The organism is Sphingobium sp. FG11, from assembly GCF_057809915.1.
Genome location: NZ_JBMDKW010000011.1, coordinates 20,970 through 41,393, shown reverse-complemented (window position 1 = coordinate 41,393; position 20,424 = coordinate 20,970). Strand labels below are relative to the sequence as shown.

Below are 20,424 nucleotides of genomic sequence, written 5' to 3'. Positions count from 1 at the left end.
CCGCCACCGGCCGTTTCAAGGATATATGCTCTATTGAAAGGCTATTTCGATGATCCGCCTCGCCATCATTTCCCTCGTCATCGCCGCCGTGCTCGCCATATTGGGCTTCGGTGGTGCGGCCGGGACGTTCGTCGGGATCGCCAAGATCCTGTTCATCGTCGCCATCGCGCTGTTCGCGATCTTCCTCGTCCTTGGCCTGCTGGCTGGCAAGGGAATCAAAAACGCGATAGACTGACATCATGTTAGGGGTGGGCGCCGGAGTGGATGAAACAGGCAGGCTGGTGCGCGACGGCGCCGGCTTCCTGCTCCGGCGCGACCTTGGCGGCACATTTCGTCTCATCCTGTTGCGCGTCCCCGTAGATCATGTCGAAAAACGGGTGCGCATCAGGGGCTATTATGCCGGCGACGACATCGTTGAGGTCGAAGGCGTAGCCCCGGCCTGACTATAGTCGGCGTCAGGCGACGGGCAGACGAGCCGGATCGATCTCGCTGACCGGCCCGTGCGTCTGCACGAAGCGCGCTATCAGGCCCTGATTGCTCGCGTGGTCGAGCGGCAGCGCGGTCTCGCAATAGGCGCATTCCGCCATGATGCGGCCGACAACCCACTGACTGCGGCCGCAGCCGGGGCAATGATTGGGTTCGCCAGCATGGTAATGGATGATGTAGCCGCGCAGTGCGGGATCGTAGGACCGGCCTGACGCGGAGTGGGAATGGGGGCGCATCGTCTCATCCTTGCTATTATATGTTCTGTGCCGTCATAACGCCGCGCCGGGCCATTATATCCCGATGCGTCTTGCGCCGTCCTGGCGGAAAATGCGCGCGCGCATTTGACTCCCCGGTCGCAGTCGCTATGGCGCTGCAACATCGGGACACACCCGCTTCGACCGTCGGTTGGGGCGCATCCCTCCACCTTGCCACAGTCAGGGATGATCGGGCGAGATACTGGTGGAATGTCGGCTCCTTATCGCCCGCGATCCGGGACTATGCGAGGAGACGCACGACTTATGACCGCCATCGGACAGGACACTCTGGGCACGCGCGACACATTGGCTGTCGGGGGCAAGGACATTGCCTATTATTCCCTGAAGAAAGCGGCGGCGAAGCTGGGCGATGTCTCCAGGCTCCCCTTCTCGATGAAGGTGCTGCTCGAAAACCTGCTCCGGTTCGAAGATGGCGTCACCGTCACCACCGACGATATCCAGGCGATCATCGACTGGCAGAATGACAAGGGCAAGGCCGAGCGCGAAATCCAGTATCGCCCCGCTCGCGTTTTGCTTCAGGATTTCACCGGCGTTCCCTGCGTCGTCGATCTTGCCGCGATGCGCGACGCGATGAACGCGCTCGGCGCCGACGCCGCCAAGATCAACCCGCAGGTTCCCGTCCATCTCGTGATCGACCATTCGGTCATGGTCGATGAATTCGGCACGCCCAAGGCGTTCGAACAGAATGTGGAAATCGAATATCAGCGCAATTTCGAGCGCTACGATTTCTTGAAATGGGGCAGCAAGAGCCTCGCGAACTTCTATGCCGTCCCGCCCGGCACCGGCATCTGCCATCAGGTGAACCTTGAAAATATCGCGCAGGCGGTATGGTCGAGCGAAGGCCCCGATGGCGTCACCGTCGCCTATCCCGACACCTGCGTCGGCACCGACAGCCACACCACGATGATCAACGGCCTGGGCGTTCTGGGCTGGGGCGTTGGCGGGATCGAGGCGGAAGCCGCGATGCTCGGCCAGCCGGTCTCGATGCTCATCCCCGAAGTCGTCGGCTTCAAGCTGACCGGTACGCTTATGGAAGGCGTGACCGCCACCGACCTTGTCCTCACCGCCACCGCGATGCTGCGCAAGAAGGGCGTCGTCGGCCGTTTCGTCGAATATTTCGGCCCCGGCCTTGCGTCGCTGACGCTCGCCGATCGCGCGACGCTCGCCAATATGGCGCCCGAATATGGCGCGACCTGCGGCTTCTTCGGCATCGATGAAAAGACGCTGGATTACATGCACCTGACCGGCCGCAGCGAAGAGAATATCGCGCTGGTCGAAGCCTATGCCAAGGAGCAGGGCTTTTGGATCGATCCGTCGGTTGAGCCGGTATTCACCGACACGCTGGAACTGGACCTTGGCTCGGTCGTCCCCAGCCTCGCCGGTCCCAAGCGTCCGCAGGATCGCGTCGCGCTGCCGGACGTCGATGATGTGTTCAATGCCGACATGGCCAACACCTACAAGAAGGCGCAGCAGCGCGTTCCGGTCGAGGGCAAGGATTTCGACATTGGCGACGGCGACGTCACCATCGCCGCGATCACCAGTTGCACTAACACGTCGAACCCCGGCGTTCTGGTCGCCGCCGGTCTCGTCGCCAAGAAAGCGAATGAGCTGGGCCTCAAGCCCAAGCCATGGGTCAAGACCAGCCTCGCTCCCGGCAGCCAGGTCGTCACCGACTATTTGAACAAGGCCGGCCTTCAGGAGCATCTGGACGCCGTCGGCTTCAATCTCGTCGGCTATGGCTGCACCACCTGCATCGGCAACTCCGGCCCGCTGGCCGAACCGATCAGCAAGGCGATCAACGAAAACGGCCTCGTCGCCGCCGCCGTGATCTCGGGCAACCGCAATTTCGAAGGCCGCGTGTCGCCGGACGTGCGCGCCAACTTCCTCGCCTCACCGCCGCTGGTCGTCGCCTATGCGCTCAAGGGCACGGTGATCGAGGATTTCATCACCACCCCGATCGGCGTCAGCACGGCCGGTAACGATGTTTACCTCAAGGACATCTGGCCGACCAACGACGAGGTCGCCCTGACCATGGCGGGCTGCATGGATCGCCCCATGTTCCAGGCGCGCTATGCCGATGTCTACAAGGGCGACGCCCATTGGCAGGCGATCGATGTGGCGGGTTCGGACACCTATAGCTGGCGCGCGGGTTCGACCTATGTCGCCAACCCGCCCTATTTCGAGGGTCTGTCCATGACCCCCGCGCCGGTGCACGACATCATCGAAGCCAAGCCGCTGGCGATCTTCGGCGACTCCATCACCACCGACCACATCTCGCCGGCCGGCTCGATCAAGGCGTCCAGCCCCGCAGGCAAGTGGCTGTCGGAGCATCAGGTCGCGCAGGCCGATTATAACAGCTATGGCGCGCGTCGCGGCCATCATGAGGTCATGATGCGCGGCACCTTCGCCAATATCCGCATCAAGAATCTGATGCTGGATGGCGTCGAGGGCGGCATGACCCGTTACGAAGGCGAAGTGCTGCCGATCTACGACGCGGCGATGAAGCACAAGGCCGACGGCACGCCGCTGGTCGTCATCGGCGGCAAGGAATATGGCACCGGATCGTCACGCGACTGGGCGGCGAAGGGCACCAACCTGCTGGGCGTCCGTTCGGTCATCGTCGAAAGCTTCGAGCGCATCCACCGCTCGAACCTGGTCGGCATGGGCGTGCTGCCGCTCCAGTTCAAGAATGGCGAGAGCAAGGACACGTTCGGCTTCACCGGCGACGAGACCTTCACCATCCAGAATGTCGCGGGCCTCAAGCCGCGTCAGGATGTGGACGTGATCGTCAAGCGCGCCGACGGCTCGACCTTCACCTTCACCGCGCTCTGCCGGATCGACACGATCAACGAGCTGGAATATTTCCTCAACGGCGGCATCTTGCAATATGTGCTGCGCAAGCTGGCGGCCTGATCCGCTGCCACGCTGAAGGCAAAGTGAAAGAGGCTCTCTCCGAAAGGGGGGAGCCTCTTTGCTTTTGCGCGCGGCTGTGATGAAAGGATGGTCTGGACAGGAGAGGATATGCCAGCAGGGACCGAAACATTGGCTCTGGTCGTCGAGATTGTCGGCTGGGTCGGCGCGGCGCTGGTGCTGGGGGCCTATCTGCTGGTCTCGATCGGCCAGGTGTCGGCCCATTCCGCGGTCTTTCAATGGATGAACGCTCTGGGCGCGGCCTTTTTCATCCTCAATACCTGGTGGCATGGCGCAATTCCGTCGATGGCGCTCAACATCGTCTGGTGCGCGATCGGCCTATGGGCGCTGTGGCGGATGAAGGCTGATCCCGCCAACCGCCGATAGGGAAAATTTCAGCCGGTCAAGAAGGGCGGGGCTGGCGGGCCGATGTGCGATCTCCTAACATCGGCGCGACAATGAAAAAGGCACTCATCGTTCGACATGTCCCGCGCGAGGGCGCGGCAGGCTATCTCCAGCCCATCGAAGCGGCAGGCTATGCGATCGAGCGGATCGACGTATGCGACCCCGCCTTTACCGACATCGACCTGCGATCGCCCGATCTGCTTATCATGATGGGCGGGCCGATGGGGGTGTATGAGCAGGACGCGCATCCGTGGATTCCGATGCAGATCGACAAGCTCGCCGCCCGGCTGGAACAGAACCGGCCGACGCTCGGCGTATGCCTCGGCAGCCAGATGATCGCGGCGGCACTTGGCGCGCCGGTCTATCCCGGCGGCCATATGGAACTGGGATTCGCGCCGGTCGCGCTGAACGAAGCGGGCGCTATGTCGCCGCTGCGCCATATTCAGAATGTACCGCTATTACATTGGCACAGTGATACGTTCGACCTGCCCCAAGGCGTCGAACTGCTGGCCTCGACCGATCTCTACGCCCATCAGGCCTTTCGGCGCGGCTCCAATCTTCTGGCCTTGCAGTTCCATGCGGAAATGGGGGAGGACCCGCGCTTCGACGACTGGCTGAGCCATTTCTGGGCCGATCTCGATGTCGCCCGGCAGTGCGGCATCGCCCTGCGCCAGGACCATGATGCGCACGGTCCGGGCGCGGTGGCGGCCGGGCGCGCCATGGTGGCCGAATGGCTGGCGGCGCTGGAAATCTGAAGCCCGCTCAGAACTCTATCTCAAGCTCTTCCATGTCGTCTGGTTCGGCGCGGGCGTCCTCGATCCATTCGCGCATCAGGTCCCAGCTATTGATCGTTTCGCAATAGGCCGCGGCCTTGGGCGAAAGCTTGACGGCATATGTGAGGAAGCGTTGCGCGACCGGCGCGAACATGGCGTCGGCGACAGTCGGTTCCTTGCCGAACAGCCAGGGACCGCCATAGCTGTCGAGACATTCGGTCCAGATCGTCTCGATCCGCTCGATATCCGCCTTCGCGCCGGAAAAGATCGGGAATTTATCATGCCGTATCTTGAGGTTCATCGGCAGCGCGGAGCGCAGGTTCGAAAAGCCCGAATGAATTTCCCCCGACACCGACCGGCAATGCGCACGCGTGATGCGGTCGGCGGGAAACATGCCGACATTGGGATATAGCTCATGCAGATATTCGGCGATGGCGAGCGTATCCCACACGCTCGCGCCTTCATGGGTCAGGCGCGGCACCAGCACCGACGGCGATAGCAGCAGCAGCTCGGCGCGGTTTTCGGGATCGTCGAGCGCGATCGTCTTTTCCACCACCTTCAGGCCTGCGAGCCGGCACAGCAGCCAGCCGCGCAGCGACCAGGAGGAATAATTTTTGCTCGCAAGGGTCAGTTCCGCGATCGCCATGGCAATTGTTCCCTTTCCGAATCCATTTTTTTATTCATGATGCAGTGCAACATGGAAACCATGTATAGCGTTGACACAAGACCGAATCGGTAACTAGGCTGGAAAAAAGGTCGTTTGACATTATGCGAATGCTCTACAGCGGATATCAGGCGTTCAGCGACATGCTGGCCCCCGCGCGTTTTGCAGCCCAGGTCGCGCTTGGCGTCCGGGACAGCATCGGCTCGGCTGCGGACTGGGCGATGCCGCGCCGGATGTTCGCGCTGATGGATGTTTTTCAGGGCGCGAAGCTGACCCACAGCCGCCCCGCCTATAATATCGGCCAGGTCCGCAGCGGCAATGCGCTTGTCGCGGTGCGGGAAGAGGTGCTGCTGAACCTGCCGTTCGGCGACCTGCTGCATTTCGCGAAGGATGATGTCGAAACGGCGCAGCCCCGCGTGTTGATCGTGGCGCCGATGTCGGGCCATTTCTCCACGCTGCTGCGCAGTACCGTCGCGACCATGCTGCGCGACCATGACGTTTACATCACCGACTGGAAGAATGCGCGCGACGTATCATTGAGCGCCGGGCGTTTCGGCTTTGAGGATTATGTCGATTACACGATCCACTTCCTGCAGGAACTTGGGCCGGGCGCGCATATCCTTTCGGTGTGCCAGCCCTGCGTGCCTGCACTGGCCGCCGTCGCGCTGATGTCGGAGGACAAGGACCCGGCGACGCCGCGTTCGATGACGTTGATGGGCGGGCCGATCGACACCCGCGCCGCGCCGACCGTGGTCAACGAACTGGCCAATGAAAAGCCGATCGACTGGTTTGAAAAGACGCTGATTACACAGGTGCCGTTCCGCTATGCGGGGCGCGGGCGTCAGGTTTATCCGGGCTTTCTGCAACTCGCCGCGTTCATGTCCATGAATATGGAACGGCACGGCGCGCAGCATCGCGAACTCTATCAGTTGCTGGCGGACGGCCGCGAGGTCGAGGCGAACCAGATCAAGGATTTCTACGCGGAATATTTCGCGGTGCTCGACATGACCGCCGAATTTTATCTGGAAACCGTCGATCGCGTGTTCCAGCGCGCGCTGTTGGCGAGGGGCGAAATGGAACATCGCGGACGCATCGTCAATCCGGGCGCGATCCACAAGACCGCGCTGCTGACGGTGGAAGGGGAGCGGGACGATGTCTGCGCCGTGGGCCAGACGGCGGCAGCGCATGCGCTCTGCTCGGGCCTGCGCCCGCATTTGAAACGTCACCATCTCCAGCCGGGCGTCGGCCATTATGGTGTATTTTCCGGTAGCAAATGGGAAAAGCAGGTCTATCCGCAGGTCCGCAACATGATCCTGGCGATGAACTGAGCACCTGAGGGTCAGTTTTCCGGCCGGGTCCATATCCATCCGCCGCCGATCAGCGCAGCCGCCATCGGTGCGAGAAACCAGGGCCAGGGCGAAAGGATCAGCGCCAGCGCTATGCTGAATGCGAAGGCGGCGAGCGCCGCTTTCTTGCCCCGCCGGCTGATCGCTCCATGCGCGCGCCAGCGCCGGATATGCGGGCCAAGTTGTGGATGATCGAGCAGCTTCGCCTCTAGCCGGGGACTGGACCGGGCAAAGCAAAACGCCGCCAAAATCATGAACGGCACGGTGGGGAGCAGCGGCAGGACCGCGCCGATCGCGCCCAGGCCAAGCGATAGCCAGCCGGCGCCGAGATACAGGTGCCGCCGCATCACCCCGCCGGCAGGCTGAGCCGCACTAGCAGCCCGCCCAGATCCTCACTTTCCTCCAGCACCACGACGCCGCCGTAGATTTCCGCGACATCGCGCACGATGGCGAGACCAAGGCCGGTGCCAGGCTTGCCCGAATCGAGCCGCACGCCGCGATCGAAAATGCGGGTCCGGTCGGCTGGCGGAATGCCCGCGCCATCATCCTCGACCAATATGTCGACCATGTCGCCGGCGCGCTCGACCGTGGCGAACACGCTGCCGCCGCCATATTTTGCGGCGTTTTCAAGCAGATTGCCGAGCATTTCGTCCAGATCCTGCCGTTCGATCCGCACCATGGCGGTCTTGTCCCCGCTCATGTCGACGCGAACATCGGGGTAGAGGCGATCCACCGCCCGCTCGACCGCCTGAAGGCTCGTCCATACCTCCGCCCGGCTCTGCGCCGCGCCGCGCCGCCCCACGGCACGGGCGCGGGCGAGGTGATGATCGACCTGCCGCCGCATGGTCGTGGCTTCGCGGATCACGGTTTCGCCAAGGTCGTCGGCCTGCGCGGTCGCCGCGTTCATGATGACGGTCAGCGGCGTCTTGAGCGCATGGGCAAGGTTGCCGGCATGGGTGCGCGCTTCTTCCGCCTGCCGCTCATTATGGGCGAGCAGGGCGTTCAGTTCCTCGACCATGGGCAGCACTTCGGACGGCATGGGCTGCGTCACCCGGCTTTTCTCGCCCGCGCGCATCCGCACGATTTCCTGACGCACCCGCCGCAACGGGCGCAGGCCATAGATCGTCTGAAGCGTCGCCAGCACCATGAGGCCGAGCGCGAGGATGGCGAAACTGTTGAAAAGCGTGGCGCGCAGCGTCCGGATCTGCCCGTCCAGCCCGGCGCGCGCCTGCCCCACCATGAACAGCCAGTTCGTTTTCGCGCCCGGCAGCACGATCGTGCGCTCCATGATGCGCAAATCCTCACCGGGGAATTGCTTGCTGTTATAGATATGGTCGGTCCGGTCGGCATGATTGGGGTCAAAGGCGAGCGCCCGGTCCCACAGCGAGCGTGACCGCCAGTCCTCATGCCCCCTGGCGCTGATCTGGTAGTACAGCCCGCTATTGGGTTCGAGGAAGCGCTGGTCGGCGAGCGGCCGGTTGAACAGCACTTCGCCGTCCGGCCCGATCTCCGCCGACGAGATCATCGCGGTCAGCACATAATTCATGCCATCGTCGAAATTGCGGGTGATGGCGTCGGACAGGATGCGGTCGAGCGCGATGCCGCCGCCGACCAGCAGCAATATGATCCACAGCGCCGCCACGCCGATCATGCGGCGGCTGAGCGATCCGGTGGAATGGACCGTGGGGGCGGAGGCGTTCATCTCCTGCATCCGTTCGGGGTCATCTTTTCATTACCGACCCGGACGGACGGATGGCGCGATCAGCGACCCGGCTCATCCAGGCTATAGCCAAGCCCGCGAATGGTGGTGATGACATCCGCACCCAATTTCTTGCGGATGCGCGTCACGAACACCTCGATCGTGTTGGAATCGCGGTCGAAATCCTGATCGTAAATATGTTCGATCAACTCGGTGCGGCTCACCACCTTGCCCTTGTGGTGGAGCAGATAGGACAGCAGCTTATATTCCTGCGCGGTGAGCTTCACCGGCTCGCCCTTGAGCGTCACCTTGCCCGATCGCGTGTCGAGCCGCACGTCACCCGCGATCAGTTCGCTCGATGCGTTACCCGATGCGCGGCGGATGAGCGCGCGCAGCCGGGCGATCAGTTCCTCGCTCTGAAACGGCTTGGCGAGATAATCGTCCGCCCCGGCGTCCAGCCCCGCCACCTTGTCCGACCAGCTATCCCGCGCCGTCAGCACCAGCACCGGAAAGGCGCGGCCTTCCTTGCGCCAGCGGTCGAGCACGGTCAGGCCGTCGATCGTGGGGAGACCGAGATCGAGCACGACCGCGTCATAGCTTTCGCTCGATCCCAGAAAATGGCCATCCTCGCCATCGGTGGCCAGATCCACCGCGTAGCCCGCGCCTTCGAGCGTGTTCCTGAGCTGCTGGCCCAGGCTGGGTTCATCCTCGACGATCAACAGCCGCATAGGGTTCCGTTTCTTTGTTTCGTATCGACGCGATCAGCGCGCCATACCCATGATATCGCCTGTCCGGCCGTCCGCATCAACCCACACCACCTTGCCGTCCTTCACATATTTCAGGCGATAGCGGTTGGATGACGGGTTGAATTCGCTGCCGACATAGGTCGCGCCGCCCATCTGCCCGTCGACGCGCCGCTTTATCATGGCGAAGGGCATGACCTGCCCTTCCAGCATGGCGCGGCGCGCGGCATCCTGTTCGTCCCGCCGGTCATTGGCGCTGGACCCGGTGGACAACAGGGCCAGTGCCGCGATGGCACCAAGTCTGACGATCAATCTTTTTCGCAACATCATCATGGGCATGCCATAGGCTACGGGCATTGAACAGGCGGTGAATAGGGGTTTTGCGCCTTGTCGTCTGTTTGGAAATGCGCGGAACGCCGCATTTCAGGTTGCCGCACCGGCCCATACCCGCACCCGACCTCCCATTCAGAATACACTCTGTGGGCGGCCGGGTGGAGGTACGGGCCGGTGCGGACGCGCCTGAGGCGCATTCCAGACAGTCTCAAGGCTCCCCTTATTTCTCCAGCGCATATTGCACGGTCAGCGTCACCGACGATGCGACCTGGCCGGGTTCAACAGGCGTCGGCGCGGCGTCGGCCTTGAACCGGGCGCTTTGCAGCATCGGCATCGGAGGGGTGCCGCCGCTATTGCTTTCGGCGATCGTAATCAGGCGGGCCGATCGATAGCCGGTTGCCTGCGCATAATAATCGGCCTGCGTCTTGGCGCTCCTGATCGCCTGCCCGCGCGCCTGCGCCAGCATCGGGGCGGGGTCGCTGATCGAGAAAGTCGGGCCGTTGACGTTCGTCGCGCCCGCCGCGACCATCGAATCGAGCAGCGTGCCCACACGGCGAATGTCACGCAGCTTCACCGTCACCTGATTGGACGCTTCATAGCCGATGAAGCGCGGTCCTTCGGGCTGGCCGTCGCGATTGGTGTAGTCATATTGGGCGGACAGGTTGATGCCGCTCGTCTGGATGTCCTTCTTGGCGATGCCCGCTTTGGCGAGTGCGGCGATCAGCCGGTCCATCTTCGCCGCATTATCCGTCATCGCCTGCGCGGCGGTGGGTGCGCGTGACTGGACGCCGGTGCCGACCGTCGCGATGTCGGGCGTGGCCTCGACGCTTTCGGTGACGTTCAGCGTCAGGATCGGCGCGGTCTCGGCAACCGTGACATTGGTCTGTGCGAAAGCGGCGGCCGGAAGCGCGGCGGCGAGCGTCATCAGGGCGATAGCGGATTTCATGGACGGGTCTCTCCTCTTTGGGTGCCGATATTTGTAACGCCTGCGATGAACGGACGCTGATGCGCGTTGAAAGCAACGAGACAGGTTGGTGGTTCCCTCCGCCACGCAAGATGCCCTGCCGCCGTCAGGCACCCCCTTGCCCCCGGACGGCGGAGGCCCTAGCTGCACCGCCATGGCGGCTCCTATTCTCTCCTATGAAAATCTCGGTCTCTCGCAGGGTACGCACTGGCTGTTCCGGGGCATGGACATCCATGTCGGGGCGAAGGACCGGCTGGCGCTGATCGGGCGCAACGGCGCGGGCAAAACGACGCTGCTCAAGCTGCTCGGCGGCATCATCGAACCGGACGAGGGCACGCGGTCGGTGCAGCCCGGCGCGCGCGTCATCTTGCTGGAACAGGACCCGGATGTCAGCGCCTATGCGACGCTGCATGATTTCGCGCTGGCGGGCGAATATGCGCCGCCGGTTCATGAGGTCGAGGCGATTGCCGACCAGCTCGGCATCGACCTGTCGCGCGAGGCGAAGACCGCGAGCGGAGGCGAGCGCCGCCGCGCCGCCATCGCCCGCGCGCTGGCGAGCGAGCCGGACCTGCTGCTGCTGGACGAGCCGACCAACCATCTCGACATCGCCGCGATCGACTGGCTCGAAAACTGGCTGGCGCGCTATACCGGAGCGTTCATCGTCATCAGCCATGACCGCGCCTTCCTGACACGGCTGACGCGCCAGACGCTATGGCTGGACCGGGGCGCGATGCGGCGCAACGAGATCGGCTTCGGCGGCTTCGAACAGTGGATGGAGGCGGTCTACGCCGAAGAGGCGCGCGCCGCCGACAAGCTCGACGCCAAGCTCAAGATCGAGGCGCACTGGCTGGAACGCGGCGTCACCGCGCGGCGCAAGCGCAATCAGGGGCGGCTCGCCAAGCTGTGGGAAATGCGCGAACAGCGCGCCGCGATGGTCGGGCCGCAGGGCACTGCCAAGATTGCGGTCGCGGCCGACGACAGCAAGACCAAAAGCGTCATCAAGGCCGAGCATGTCACCAAGATGTTCGGCAGCGGCGACAAGCAGCGAACCATCATCGACGATTTCTCGCTGCGGGTGCAGCGCGGCGACCGGATCGGCATCGTCGGCGGCAATGGTGCGGGCAAGACGACGCTGCTCAAACTGCTGACCGGCGAACTGGAACCGGACAGCGGCGCGATCGCCCAGGCCAGGACGCTGGACATGATCTTCATCGACCAGCAGCGCAGCCTGATGCAGCCCGACAAGAGCGTGCGCGACGTGCTGGCGGAAGGGGGCGACTGGATCGACGTCAGGGGGGGGCGCAAGCATGTCCACGGCTATCTGAAGGATTTTCTGTTCGATCCCTCGCTCGCCGAAGCGAAGGTCGGCACCCTGTCGGGCGGCGAGCGCTCGCGACTTCTGTTTGCGCGCGAGTTTGCCCGCGAATCCAACCTGCTGGTGCTGGACGAGCCGACCAACGATCTCGACCTCGAAACGCTCGATCTGTTGCAGGAGGTGATCGCCGATTATGACGGCACCGTGCTGATCGTCAGCCACGACCGCGATTTCCTCGACCGCACGGTCACGGTGACGCTGGGTCTCGACGGATCGGGCAAGGTCGATGTGATCGTCGGCGGCTATGCCGACTGGATCGCCAAGCGCGACCCGCGCAAAGCCCCCAAGACGGAGAAGAAAGCGGCGGCCGCACCGGCTCCGCCCAAGCCCGTCTCCGCCAAATTGAGCTATAAGGACCAGCGCGACCTCGATCTGCTGCCCGCCAAGGTCGAAGCGCTGGAGGCCGACATCGCGCGCGACGAGGCATTGCTCGCCGACCCCGCTCTCTATGCGCGCGACCGCAAGCGGTTCGACGCGCTGACCGGCGCGATCGAGGCGGCGCGCGCGACGAAGGACGCCGCCGAAGCGCGCTGGCTGGACCTCGCCGAAAAGGCCGAAGGGCTGGGTGGCTGAACCCGATTTCCCCTGCGCTGCGCGTCTGGCAGCGCGCGGGCAGGCAGCGTGGAGGGCATGGCATATACGTATGACCGATACCGACAGGGACTGGCGCATATGGGGCGAGACCGACCCCTATTTTAGCGTGGCGGCGGTGCCTGAATTCCGCCGCGAACAGGTTGATCTCGATCGTTTTTTCCACACCGGGGAAGCCTATATCCTCCCTCGGCTTGCGCGGTTGGAGCAGATGCTGGGCGCGATCCCGCGCCATCGGGCGATGGATTTCGGCTGTGGGGTGGGCCGTGTGGCGCTGCCGCTGGCCACCCGTTTCGACGAGGTGGTCGGCCTCGACATCGCGCCCGCCATGCTGGCGGAAGGCGAGCGGCTGCGACAGGAGCGGGCCGCGCATAATGTCCATTTCCGCCTGTCGGACGATGCGCTGAGCGGCGCGGCGGGCAGTTTCGATTTCGTTCACTCCTATATTGTATTTCAGCATATTCCGGTCGAGCGAGGCTTGCGTCTGATCGGACGTTTGCTCGACAAGGTGACGGTGGGCGGACTCGCCAGTATTCATGTCGCGATCCGACGGGGGGATTCTCCGCTCAGGGCCTTGTTCTACCGCGCCCGCACGCGCGTACCGGGGCTGCAACGGCTGGTGCATAGCCTGCGCGGCAAAAGTCCGAACGAGCCGATGATGCAGATGAACGAATATCCGGCCTCGGCCCTTTTTGCGATGTTGCACATGCGCGGCTTCGGGCAGGCGTTGGTCGATGTCGAGCGGCACGGCCGCTTTCTGACGATGCATGTCGCCGCTCGACGCGAAGCCATGGCGGAACGGCCGATATGAGCGTGGCGCAGGGGATGCCCCCGCATCACGCCGTTCACTATGTCAACCGCATAGGCTGGCTGCGCGCGGTTGTGCTGGGTGCGAATGACGGGATCGTGTCGACCGCCAGCCTGCTCGCGGGGATCGCGGCGTCCGGGGCCACGCGCGAATCGCTGCTGTTGGCGGGGGTTGCCGCGCTGGTGGCGGGCGCGATGTCGATGGCGGCGGGCGAATATGTGTCGGTCAGCGCTCAATCTGACACCGAACGCGCCGATCTGGCCAAGGAAAAGCGGGCGCTGGTGCAGCAGCCGGACGCCGAATGGCAGGAATTGCGCGACATCTATGTCGAGCGCGGCCTGACGCCGACGCTGGCGGGACAGGTGGCCGAAGAGTTGATGGCGGCCGACGCGCTCGGTGCGCATGCGCGCGACGAACTGGGCATTTCCGAAACAAACGCGGCCCGGCCGGTTCAGGCGGCGCTCGCCTCGGCGGCTAGCTTTTCGGCTGGATCGCTGCTGCCGCTGCTGGCGGTTCTGTTGGGCCCGGCAGATGGCGCGCTTCCGAGCATCGCCATCGTCTCGCTGCTCGGCCTCGCGCTGCTGGGCTGGCTCGGTGCGCGGCTCGGTGGCGGGCCGGTGTTGCGATCGGTTGGTCGGGTGCTGTTATGGGGCGTGCTGGCGATGCTGGCGACGGCGGGCGCGGGAAAGCTTTTCGGCGCGGCGATCTGATGGCATGGTCCGCGTCCGACCGAGGTTCCCCCAAGGAGACTGACATGACCGATATTCAAACGATCCCACTCAAGACGATCAAGGGCGACGATGCGACGCTGGGCGCCTATGCGGGTAAGGTCGTGCTCGCCGTCAACGTCGCGTCCAAATGCGGGCTGACGCCGCAATATGAAGGGCTGGAGAAGCTCTATGGCGCGTATAAGGATCAGGGGCTGGTCGTCGCCGGTTTCCCCGCCAATGATTTCGGCGCGCAGGAACCTGGCTCCAATGACGAGATCGCGACCTTCTGCACCACCAATTTCGGTGTCGAGTTTCCGATGTTCGAAAAGATCACCGTGACCGGCGCGGACAAGCATCCGCTTTATGCGGCGCTGACAGGGGCTGTGCCGACCGCGCAGGGCAATGGCGCGGAATTTCGTGAAAAGCTCATCGGCTATGGCATCACCCCCGCGCCCGAGCCGGAAGTGCTGTGGAATTTCGAGAAATTCCTGATCGCCAGGGACGGATCGGTCGCCGCGCGCTTTTCGCCCGACACTGCGCCCGACGACGCAGCGCTGGTCGCCGCGATCGAGACCGAACTGGCGAAATAAGCGCCATGGGCGACTTGCCCACGCCAGCGCTCATGCCGCCAGCGCTCATGCTCGCGACATCGATTGGGCCGGTGCTCGAAACCTTGAGCATCGTCGGCATTTTCGTGTTCGCGGCGTCGGGCGCGCTGGCGGCGGCGCGTCTCCGCCAGACGATCGTCACCTTCGCTTTCTTTGCGATGGTGACGGGCGTCGGCGGGGGCACGGTGCGCGATCTGCTGATCGGTGCGCCGGTGTTCTGGGTGCATGATCCGGTGCCCGCCATCACCTGCATAGCCGCCGCGCTGCTGGTGTGGGTCACGCCGCGCAGCTGGTGGAGCGACCAGGCGCTCGACTGGCTCGACGCGATCGGGCTGGCCGCCTTCGCGGTGTTCGGCGCGGCCAAGGCGATGGCGCTCGGCGTGCCGCCCTTCGTCGCGGCGATGATGGGCGTCGTCACCGGCTGCGTCGGCGGGATCATGCGCGATCTGCTGGCGGGCGAACCGTCGATCCTGCTGCGGCCCGAACTGTATGTGACGGCGGCGGCGGTCGCGTCCGGCCTGTTCGTGGCGCTGCGCTGGGGCGGGATGGATGTGCCGGTTGCCGGCGTGATCGCCGCGCTGCTGGGTTTCCTGCTTCGGGCGATCGCGATCCGGCGCGGCCTTGGCCTGCCGACCTATCGCGACATCACGCGGGAATAGCTGCCCACGCTGGGCAGGAGGATAGGGGCAACGGTTCGCGCGGTGAGTCGGGCAGGACTATCGCCACAGTGCCGCGATGGTCGCGAACAGGCCGCGCGCGTCCTGCACCGGGCGGGGTGCGCCATAGCTGCGGCATTCCAGGCAATCGGCGCGCACGCCCGCGCCCGAAACCAGCGCCCGCACATCTGCCACCGCCTGCATCGCCCAGCGCCGCTGAACCAGCGCCTGACGGCTGAGCATATCGCGCGGGGCAGCGCCGTCATCCTGATCGCGCTCGGCGATCGACTGAATGAACTGCGCGAATTTGTCGGGCGCTTTTTCGATGCGATAGACGCGCGCCTTGGCCGGATCGATCTTCGCACGGCGGGCGGCTTCGGCGATGGCGTCCTCCAGCCCGCCGAAGCGATCGACCAGCCCGATCTGTCGCGCGGTGCCGCCATCCCATACCCGGCCCTGCGCGATCGCATCGATCTGCTGCGGCGTCTTGTGCCGTGCCTGCGCGACGATGCCGGTGAAGCGGCGATAGATATCCTCGACCCCCAGTTGCATGATCTGGTCGAACTGCGGCGTCGTGCCCCCGGCAAGATCAGGCTGACCGGACAAAGGCGTCGTGCGCACGCCGTCGGTGGTGATGCCCATCTTCGCCAGCGTGCCCTCGAAGCTCGGCACTATGCCGAACACGCCGATCGATCCGGTGATGGTGTCGGGCTGCGCAAAGATGATGTCGGCGGGGGTTGAGACCCAATAGCCGCCGCTCGCCGCGACATCGGCCATGGAAACGACGATGGGCAGTCCCTGCCGCTTGGCTTCCATGATGGCGGCGCGAATCTTTTCCGACGCCATCACCGATCCGCCCGGCGAATCGACCCGCACCACCAGTGCTTTCAGGTCCTTTTCAGCAAGCGCGGTGTAGAGCAGGTCGGAAATCGTGTCGCCCGCCGCCGTGCCCGCCCCGGCTTCGCCGTCCACGATCTCTCCCGCGACCGTCAATATGCCGATCTGGCCGTCATCGGCGGGGCGGCGCGCCTTGACGTAGCTGGCAAGATCGATGGTCGCGAACCCGCCCGGCCGGCTCTTTTCCGGTTCGCCCGCGACCTGCGCGACGCGCTTGCCGAATGCGGTTTCGTCGCCCAGCCTGTCGATCAGCCCGGCGTCGAGCGCCGCCTTGGCCAGATTGCCGCCGCTGGCCTGCGCAGCAGCGGCGGGGTCATTGGCATAGGCGGCGATCTTCGCCTGCGGACGGGCCTTGGCCACATCGTCCTGCCAGTTCTGCCACAATGCCCCGGCCAGCGCCTGATTGGCCTGCTTCGCCTCGGGCGATTGATCGCTGCGGATGAAGGGTTCGACGAAGCTTTTATAGGTGCCGACGCGATAGACATGGGTGTTGACGCCCAGCTTGTCGATCAGCCCCTTGTAATAAAGCGCCGATCCGCCGCGCCCGGCGATGGCGACGCCCCCCATCGGATCGAGCCACGTTTCGCTCGCATGGGCGGCCAGTTGATAGCCGTCGTCGCTGTAGATGGTGGAAAAGGCGAAGACCGGCTTTTTCGCCGCGCGCACCGCGTCCAGCGCTTTGCCGACCCGCTCGATCGCGACCTGACCCCCGCCCATGAACCCGTCAAGGTTCAGCACCACCGCCTTGACCTTGGCGTCGCCCCTTGCCGCGTCGAGCGCGGCGACGATGTCGGACAGGCGATATTCCTGCGTCTGCGGTCCCGATCCCGACAACAGCGCCATCGGATCGAGCGAGGCGGGCTGTTCCACGATCGTCCCGTCGAGATCAAGCAGCAACGCACCGGCGCTGACCGTCTTGACGGGTTTGGGCGAGAAGGACAGCGCGGCATAGAGCAGCCCGAAAAACAGCAGCAGGAACAGCAGGACCAGTCCGTCCTTGATCGCGACCAAAATGCGCCATGCGCCCTTCACGAATGCCAACTGCCAGTCCTTCCGATGTACGTGCGCAGGGCTATCGCATCGCGTCCCCCGCCGCAATGTGGGGCGGCGGCGTGGGCGCACAAGCTTGCGCCGCCGATTTCCCGCGTTATGGGGGCATCCATCGCAGTTATCGTGCAGGAGACGCGCCCGATGCCCACTCTCGTCCTTATCCGCCATGGCCAGTCGTCATGGAATCTCGAAAACCGCTTCACCGGCTGGTGGGATGTGGACGTGACCGAAAAGGGCGCGGAGGAAGCGCGCGCCGCCGGGCGGCTGATGGCGCAAAAGGGGCTGGATTTCGACCAGTGCTTCACCAGCTTCCAGACCCGCGCGATCAAGACGCTCAATCTCGCGCTCGAAGAAATGGGGCGGCTGTGGCTGCCGGTCGAAAAGGACTGGCGCCTCAACGAGCGCCATTATGGCGGGCTGACGGGTCTCGACAAGGCGGAGACGGCGGCGAAGCATGGCGCCGATCAGGTCAAGATCTGGCGGCGCAGCTTCGACATTCCGCCGCCGGTGCTGGAGGCGGGCAGCGAGTTCGACCTGGGCAAGGACCGCCGCTATGACGGCATCGCCATCCCGTCGACCGAAAGCCTCAAGGACACGATCGCCCGCGTCCTGCCCTATTGGGAAAGCCGCATCGCGCCCGAACTCAAGGCGGGCAAGCGCGTCATCATCTCCGCCCACGGCAATTCGCTGCGCGCGCTGGTCAAGCATCTGTCGAACATTCCCGACGACGAGATTACCGAGCTGGAAATCCCGACCGGCCAGCCGATCGTCTATGACCTGGCCGACGATCTGACCGCGACCGACCGCTATTATCTGTCGGAGCGGTAAGCGGCACAGCGCCAACGGCATTGCTCCCAAAGCGTCCGGCCGTTAAGGGGCTGTGCTTTCCGGGCGGCATCAGGCCGGGTTTTTTGGGGGAAGCGAGCGCATGAGCGGGGGCACGCAGCCGGTCGTCGGCATCATCATGGGGTCACGATCCGACTGGGAGACGATGGCCCATGCCGCGCAGACGCTCGAAGCGCTGGGCGTGGCGCATGAATGCAAGGTCGTGTCCGCGCATCGCACGCCGCAGCGGCTGTATGACTATGCGACGGGCGCGGTCGGGCGCGGCCTCAAAATCATCATAGCGGGCGCTGGCGGGGCGGCGCATCTGCCTGGCATGGCGGCGGCGATGACGCGGCTGCCGGTGCTGGGCGTGCCGGTCGAGTCCAAGGCTTTGAAGGGCATGGATTCATTGCTCTCCATCGTCCAGATGCCTGGCGGTATCCCGGTCGGCACGCTGGCGATCGGCAAGCCCGGCGCGATCAATGCCGCGCTGCTCGCCGCCGCGATCCTCGCCACCACCGATGACGCGCTGGCCGGACGACTGGACGCCTGGCGTGCGAAGCAAACGGCGGACGTCGCCGAAACCCCGGTCGATACGCCCGAATGACCATGATCGCGCCGGGCGCCACGATGGGCATATTGGGCGGCGGCCAGCTTGGTCGGATGATCGCCATCGCCGCCGCGCAGCTTGGCTATCGCACCCATATCTTCGCGCCCGAAGCCAGCGGGCCCGCCGCCGATGTGTCGCCGCGCTGGACGCAGGCCGCTTATGAGGATGCGGACGCGCTCGCCGCCTTCGCCGCGAGCGTCGATGTCGTCACCTATGAGTTCGAAAATGTCGATCCGCTGGCGATCGATCTGCTGGCGGGCCACTGCCTCGTCCGGCCAGGCGCGCAGGCGCTGCGGGTCGCGCAGGACCGGCTTGCCGAGAAGAGCTTCGTCGCCGACCTTGGCGGCGTGACCGCGCCCTTCGCCCCGGTGGACGATCTGGATCAGCTTGAGCAGGCGATCGGCGCCATCGGCAGCCGCGCGATCCTCAAGACCCGGCGCATGGGCTATGACGGCAAAGGGCAGGCGCGGCTCGCCGAACCGGGCGACGCGGTGGGCGCATGGAACGCGATCCAGCGTCAGCCCGCGATCCTCGAAGGTTTTGTGACCTTCGCCGAGGAATTTTCGGTGATCCTCGTGCGCGACGCCGATGGCGAGGTGCGCGTCTGGGATTCCGCCGCGAACGTGCATGTCGACGGCATCCTCGCCACCTCGACCGCGCCCGCAGGGCCGCTGATCGAGGGACAGGTGGGCGAGGCGCGGGCGCTCGCGCGCAAAATCGCCGATGCGCTCGATTATGTCGGCGTCCTGACCTGCGAATTTTTCGCCAGCGCCGATGGCCCGGTGTTCAACGAAATGGCCCCGCGCGTCCATAATAGCGGCCACTGGACGATCGAGGGCGCGGTGACGAGCCAGTTCGAAAATCATGTCCGCGCGATCTGCGGCCTGCCGCTGGGCGACACCGCACTGGCGGCGCGGCGGGTGGAGATGCGCAACCTGATCGGCGATCAGGCGGGCGAGTGGCGCGCGATCCTGTCCGACCCGGCGAACCATCTGCACCTCTATGGCAAGCATGAGGCCCGCGCCGGGCGCAAGATGGGGCATGTCACCCGGCTGACGCTGTGATTTTATGCATTGTCATTCCCGCGCATCTCCCTGGTCCGTCTCGGGTGCCAGGCCCGCAGATGGATCCTCGCCTGCGCGGGTATGACGAGAGGGTTGGAAAATGAACCACGCAGAAATCACCCTCATCCTCGCCCGCGCGGATAATGGCGTGATCGGCCGTGACGGTGGCCTGCCTTGGCGGCTGCCCGCCGACCTCAAACATTTCAAGGCGCTGACCCTCGGCCATCCCATGATTATGGGGCGCAAGACCTTCGACAGCCTGCCCGGCCTGTTGCCCGAGCGGCGGCATATCGTGCTGACCCGCGACCTTGGCTGGACAGCGGCAGGCGCGGAGGTCGCGCATGATGTGGACGAAGCGATCCGCCTGGCCGCAGCGCCCATTATCATGGTGATCGGCGGCGCGGACATCCACCGCCTGTTTCTCCCGCTCGCCGACGCGATTGAACTGACCGAAGTGCATATCGACGCACCGGGCGACGCCGCCATCGCCTATCCCGATGCCGCGCATTGGCGCGAAGCCACGCGGGCGGACCATGCCGCATCCGGCGCCTATCCCGCCTATAGTTTCGTGCGCTTCACCCGCAACGGATCGCCCGATTGCCACCGCCCCGGCGCGCCCCTATAGGCCGCGT

Annotated in this window: 22 protein-coding genes and 2 pseudogenes; 16 read left to right on the top strand and 8 right to left on the bottom strand. The window is 64.7% G+C overall.

Annotation, left to right across the window (positions count from 1 at the left end; all coding sequences use genetic code 11):
* Nucleotides 1-49 precede the first annotated feature (49 nt).
* A complete protein-coding gene (locus tag ACODSN_RS11010; protein ID WP_242127810.1) occupies nt 50-235 on the top strand; it encodes a DUF1328 domain-containing protein in 186 nt (61 codons plus the stop codon).
* Nucleotides 236-239: 4 nt separating this feature from the next.
* On the top strand, nt 240-443 hold the full coding sequence (locus ACODSN_RS11005; RefSeq protein ID WP_489055344.1) for a DUF5818 domain-containing protein: 204 nt from the start codon (nt 240-242) through the stop codon (nt 441-443).
* Nucleotides 444-455: 12 nt separating this feature from the next.
* Here the strand turns inward: ACODSN_RS11005 and ACODSN_RS11000 are convergent, their stop codons facing one another.
* Entirely contained in the window at nt 456-722 is a 267-nt protein-coding gene (locus ACODSN_RS11000; RefSeq protein ID WP_489055342.1) for a hypothetical protein, read from the bottom strand.
* A 282-nt stretch (nt 723-1,004) separates the two neighbouring features.
* On the opposite strand from ACODSN_RS11000, the gene acnA reads away from it, so the two are divergent.
* The 3 genes from acnA to ACODSN_RS10985 all read left to right on the top strand — a co-directional run bounded on the left by acnA (nt 1,005) and on the right by ACODSN_RS10985 (nt 4,831).
* Nucleotides 1,005-3,674: an aconitate hydratase AcnA gene (gene acnA / locus ACODSN_RS10995; protein WP_489055340.1), complete on the top strand. Its 2,670-nt coding sequence runs from the start codon at nt 1,005-1,007 to the stop codon at nt 3,672-3,674.
* Between the two features lie 108 nt (nt 3,675-3,782).
* Nucleotides 3,783-4,058, top strand: a complete 276-nt coding sequence (locus ACODSN_RS10990; protein ID WP_489055338.1) for a CBU_0592 family membrane protein — start codon at nt 3,783-3,785, stop codon at nt 4,056-4,058.
* Nucleotides 4,059-4,129: 71 nt separating this feature from the next.
* Nucleotides 4,130-4,831 (top strand): glutamine amidotransferase, encoded by a 702-nt coding sequence (locus ACODSN_RS10985; protein WP_489055336.1) that lies wholly within the window; start codon nt 4,130-4,132, stop codon nt 4,829-4,831.
* 7 nt (nt 4,832-4,838) lie between these two features.
* Here ACODSN_RS10985 and ACODSN_RS10980 read toward each other — a convergent pair whose 3' ends face one another.
* Nucleotides 4,839-5,495, bottom strand: coding sequence for a glutathione S-transferase (locus ACODSN_RS10980; protein ID WP_489055334.1), 657 nt, complete (start codon nt 5,493-5,495; stop codon nt 4,839-4,841).
* A gap of 122 nt (nt 5,496-5,617) precedes the next feature.
* Here ACODSN_RS10980 and ACODSN_RS10975 point away from each other — a divergent pair, with 122 nt between their 5' ends.
* Complete coding sequence (locus ACODSN_RS10975) at nt 5,618-6,841, top strand: polyhydroxyalkanoate depolymerase (protein ID WP_489055332.1); 1,224 nt, start codon at nt 5,618-5,620, stop codon at nt 6,839-6,841.
* Nucleotides 6,842-6,852: 11 nt separating this feature from the next.
* Here the strand turns inward: ACODSN_RS10975 and ACODSN_RS10970 are convergent, their stop codons facing one another.
* The 5 genes from ACODSN_RS10970 to ACODSN_RS10950 form a co-directional block, all read right to left on the bottom strand.
* On the bottom strand, nt 6,853-7,206 hold the full coding sequence (locus ACODSN_RS10970) for a YbaN family protein (RefSeq protein WP_489055330.1): 354 nt from the start codon (nt 7,204-7,206) through the stop codon (nt 6,853-6,855).
* Nucleotides 7,206-8,510, bottom strand: coding sequence for a sensor histidine kinase (locus ACODSN_RS10965; RefSeq protein ID WP_489055483.1), 1,305 nt, complete (start codon nt 8,508-8,510; stop codon nt 7,206-7,208). Before ACODSN_RS10965 ends, ACODSN_RS10970 begins: the two co-directional genes overlap by 1 nt.
* A 110-nt stretch (nt 8,511-8,620) precedes the next feature.
* Entirely contained in the window at nt 8,621-9,286 is a 666-nt protein-coding gene (locus tag ACODSN_RS10960; RefSeq protein ID WP_489055328.1) for a response regulator transcription factor, read from the bottom strand.
* Nucleotides 9,287-9,319: 33 nt separating this feature from the next.
* Nucleotides 9,320-9,658, bottom strand: coding sequence for a hypothetical protein (locus ACODSN_RS10955; protein ID WP_489055326.1), 339 nt, complete (start codon nt 9,656-9,658; stop codon nt 9,320-9,322).
* Nucleotides 9,659-9,854: 196 nt separating this feature from the next.
* Nucleotides 9,855-10,580: an SIMPL domain-containing protein gene (locus ACODSN_RS10950; RefSeq protein ID WP_489055324.1), complete on the bottom strand. Its 726-nt coding sequence runs from the start codon at nt 10,578-10,580 to the stop codon at nt 9,855-9,857.
* Nucleotides 10,581-10,752: 172 nt separating this feature from the next.
* Between ACODSN_RS10950 and ACODSN_RS10945 the strand changes: the two genes are divergently transcribed.
* The 6 genes and pseudogenes from ACODSN_RS10945 to ACODSN_RS10920 all read left to right on the top strand — a co-directional run.
* Nucleotides 10,753-12,546, top strand: coding sequence for an ABC-F family ATP-binding cassette domain-containing protein (locus tag ACODSN_RS10945; RefSeq protein WP_489055322.1), 1,794 nt, complete (start codon nt 10,753-10,755; stop codon nt 12,544-12,546).
* Nucleotides 12,547-12,616: 70 nt separating this feature from the next.
* Entirely contained in the window at nt 12,617-13,375 is a 759-nt protein-coding gene (locus tag ACODSN_RS10940; protein ID WP_489055320.1) for a class I SAM-dependent methyltransferase, read from the top strand.
* Nucleotides 13,372-14,082 (top strand): VIT1/CCC1 transporter family protein, encoded by a 711-nt coding sequence (locus tag ACODSN_RS10935; RefSeq protein ID WP_489055319.1) that lies wholly within the window; start codon nt 13,372-13,374, stop codon nt 14,080-14,082. Before ACODSN_RS10940 ends, ACODSN_RS10935 begins: the two co-directional genes overlap by 4 nt.
* A gap of 44 nt (nt 14,083-14,126) precedes the next feature.
* Nucleotides 14,127-14,672, top strand: coding sequence for a glutathione peroxidase (locus ACODSN_RS10930; protein ID WP_489055317.1), 546 nt, complete (start codon nt 14,127-14,129; stop codon nt 14,670-14,672).
* Between the two features lie 5 nt (nt 14,673-14,677).
* A complete protein-coding gene (locus tag ACODSN_RS10925) occupies nt 14,678-15,349 on the top strand; it encodes a trimeric intracellular cation channel family protein (RefSeq protein ID WP_489055315.1) in 672 nt (223 codons plus the stop codon).
* Between the two features lie 42 nt (nt 15,350-15,391).
* Nucleotides 15,392-15,688 (top strand): annotated as a pseudogene (locus tag ACODSN_RS10920) (hypothetical protein); the annotation flags it as partial.
* On the opposite strand, the pseudogene sppA reads toward ACODSN_RS10920, so the two are convergent.
* Nucleotides 15,677-17,461, bottom strand: a pseudogene (gene sppA, locus ACODSN_RS10915) (signal peptide peptidase SppA); the annotation flags it as partial. The pseudogenes ACODSN_RS10920 and sppA sit on opposite strands and share 12 nt — an antisense overlap.
* On the opposite strand from sppA, the gene gpmA reads away from it, so the two are divergent.
* From gpmA to ACODSN_RS10895, 4 genes are all read left to right on the top strand, one after another.
* Nucleotides 17,435-18,121: a 2,3-diphosphoglycerate-dependent phosphoglycerate mutase gene (gpmA, locus tag ACODSN_RS10910; RefSeq protein ID WP_489055313.1), complete on the top strand. Its 687-nt coding sequence runs from the start codon at nt 17,435-17,437 to the stop codon at nt 18,119-18,121. The pseudogene sppA and the gene gpmA sit on opposite strands and share 27 nt — an antisense overlap.
* A 100-nt stretch (nt 18,122-18,221) precedes the next feature.
* Entirely contained in the window at nt 18,222-18,725 is a 504-nt protein-coding gene (gene purE, locus ACODSN_RS10905) for a 5-(carboxyamino)imidazole ribonucleotide mutase (protein ID WP_489055311.1), read from the top strand.
* Nucleotides 18,722-19,792 (top strand): 5-(carboxyamino)imidazole ribonucleotide synthase, encoded by a 1,071-nt coding sequence (locus ACODSN_RS10900; protein WP_489055310.1) that lies wholly within the window; start codon nt 18,722-18,724, stop codon nt 19,790-19,792. The genes purE and ACODSN_RS10900 overlap by 4 nt, the downstream gene beginning before the upstream one ends.
* A gap of 100 nt (nt 19,793-19,892) precedes the next feature.
* Nucleotides 19,893-20,417, top strand: coding sequence for a dihydrofolate reductase (locus tag ACODSN_RS10895; RefSeq protein ID WP_489055308.1), 525 nt, complete (start codon nt 19,893-19,895; stop codon nt 20,415-20,417).
* The last annotated feature ends 7 nt before the right edge of the window (nt 20,418-20,424 follow it).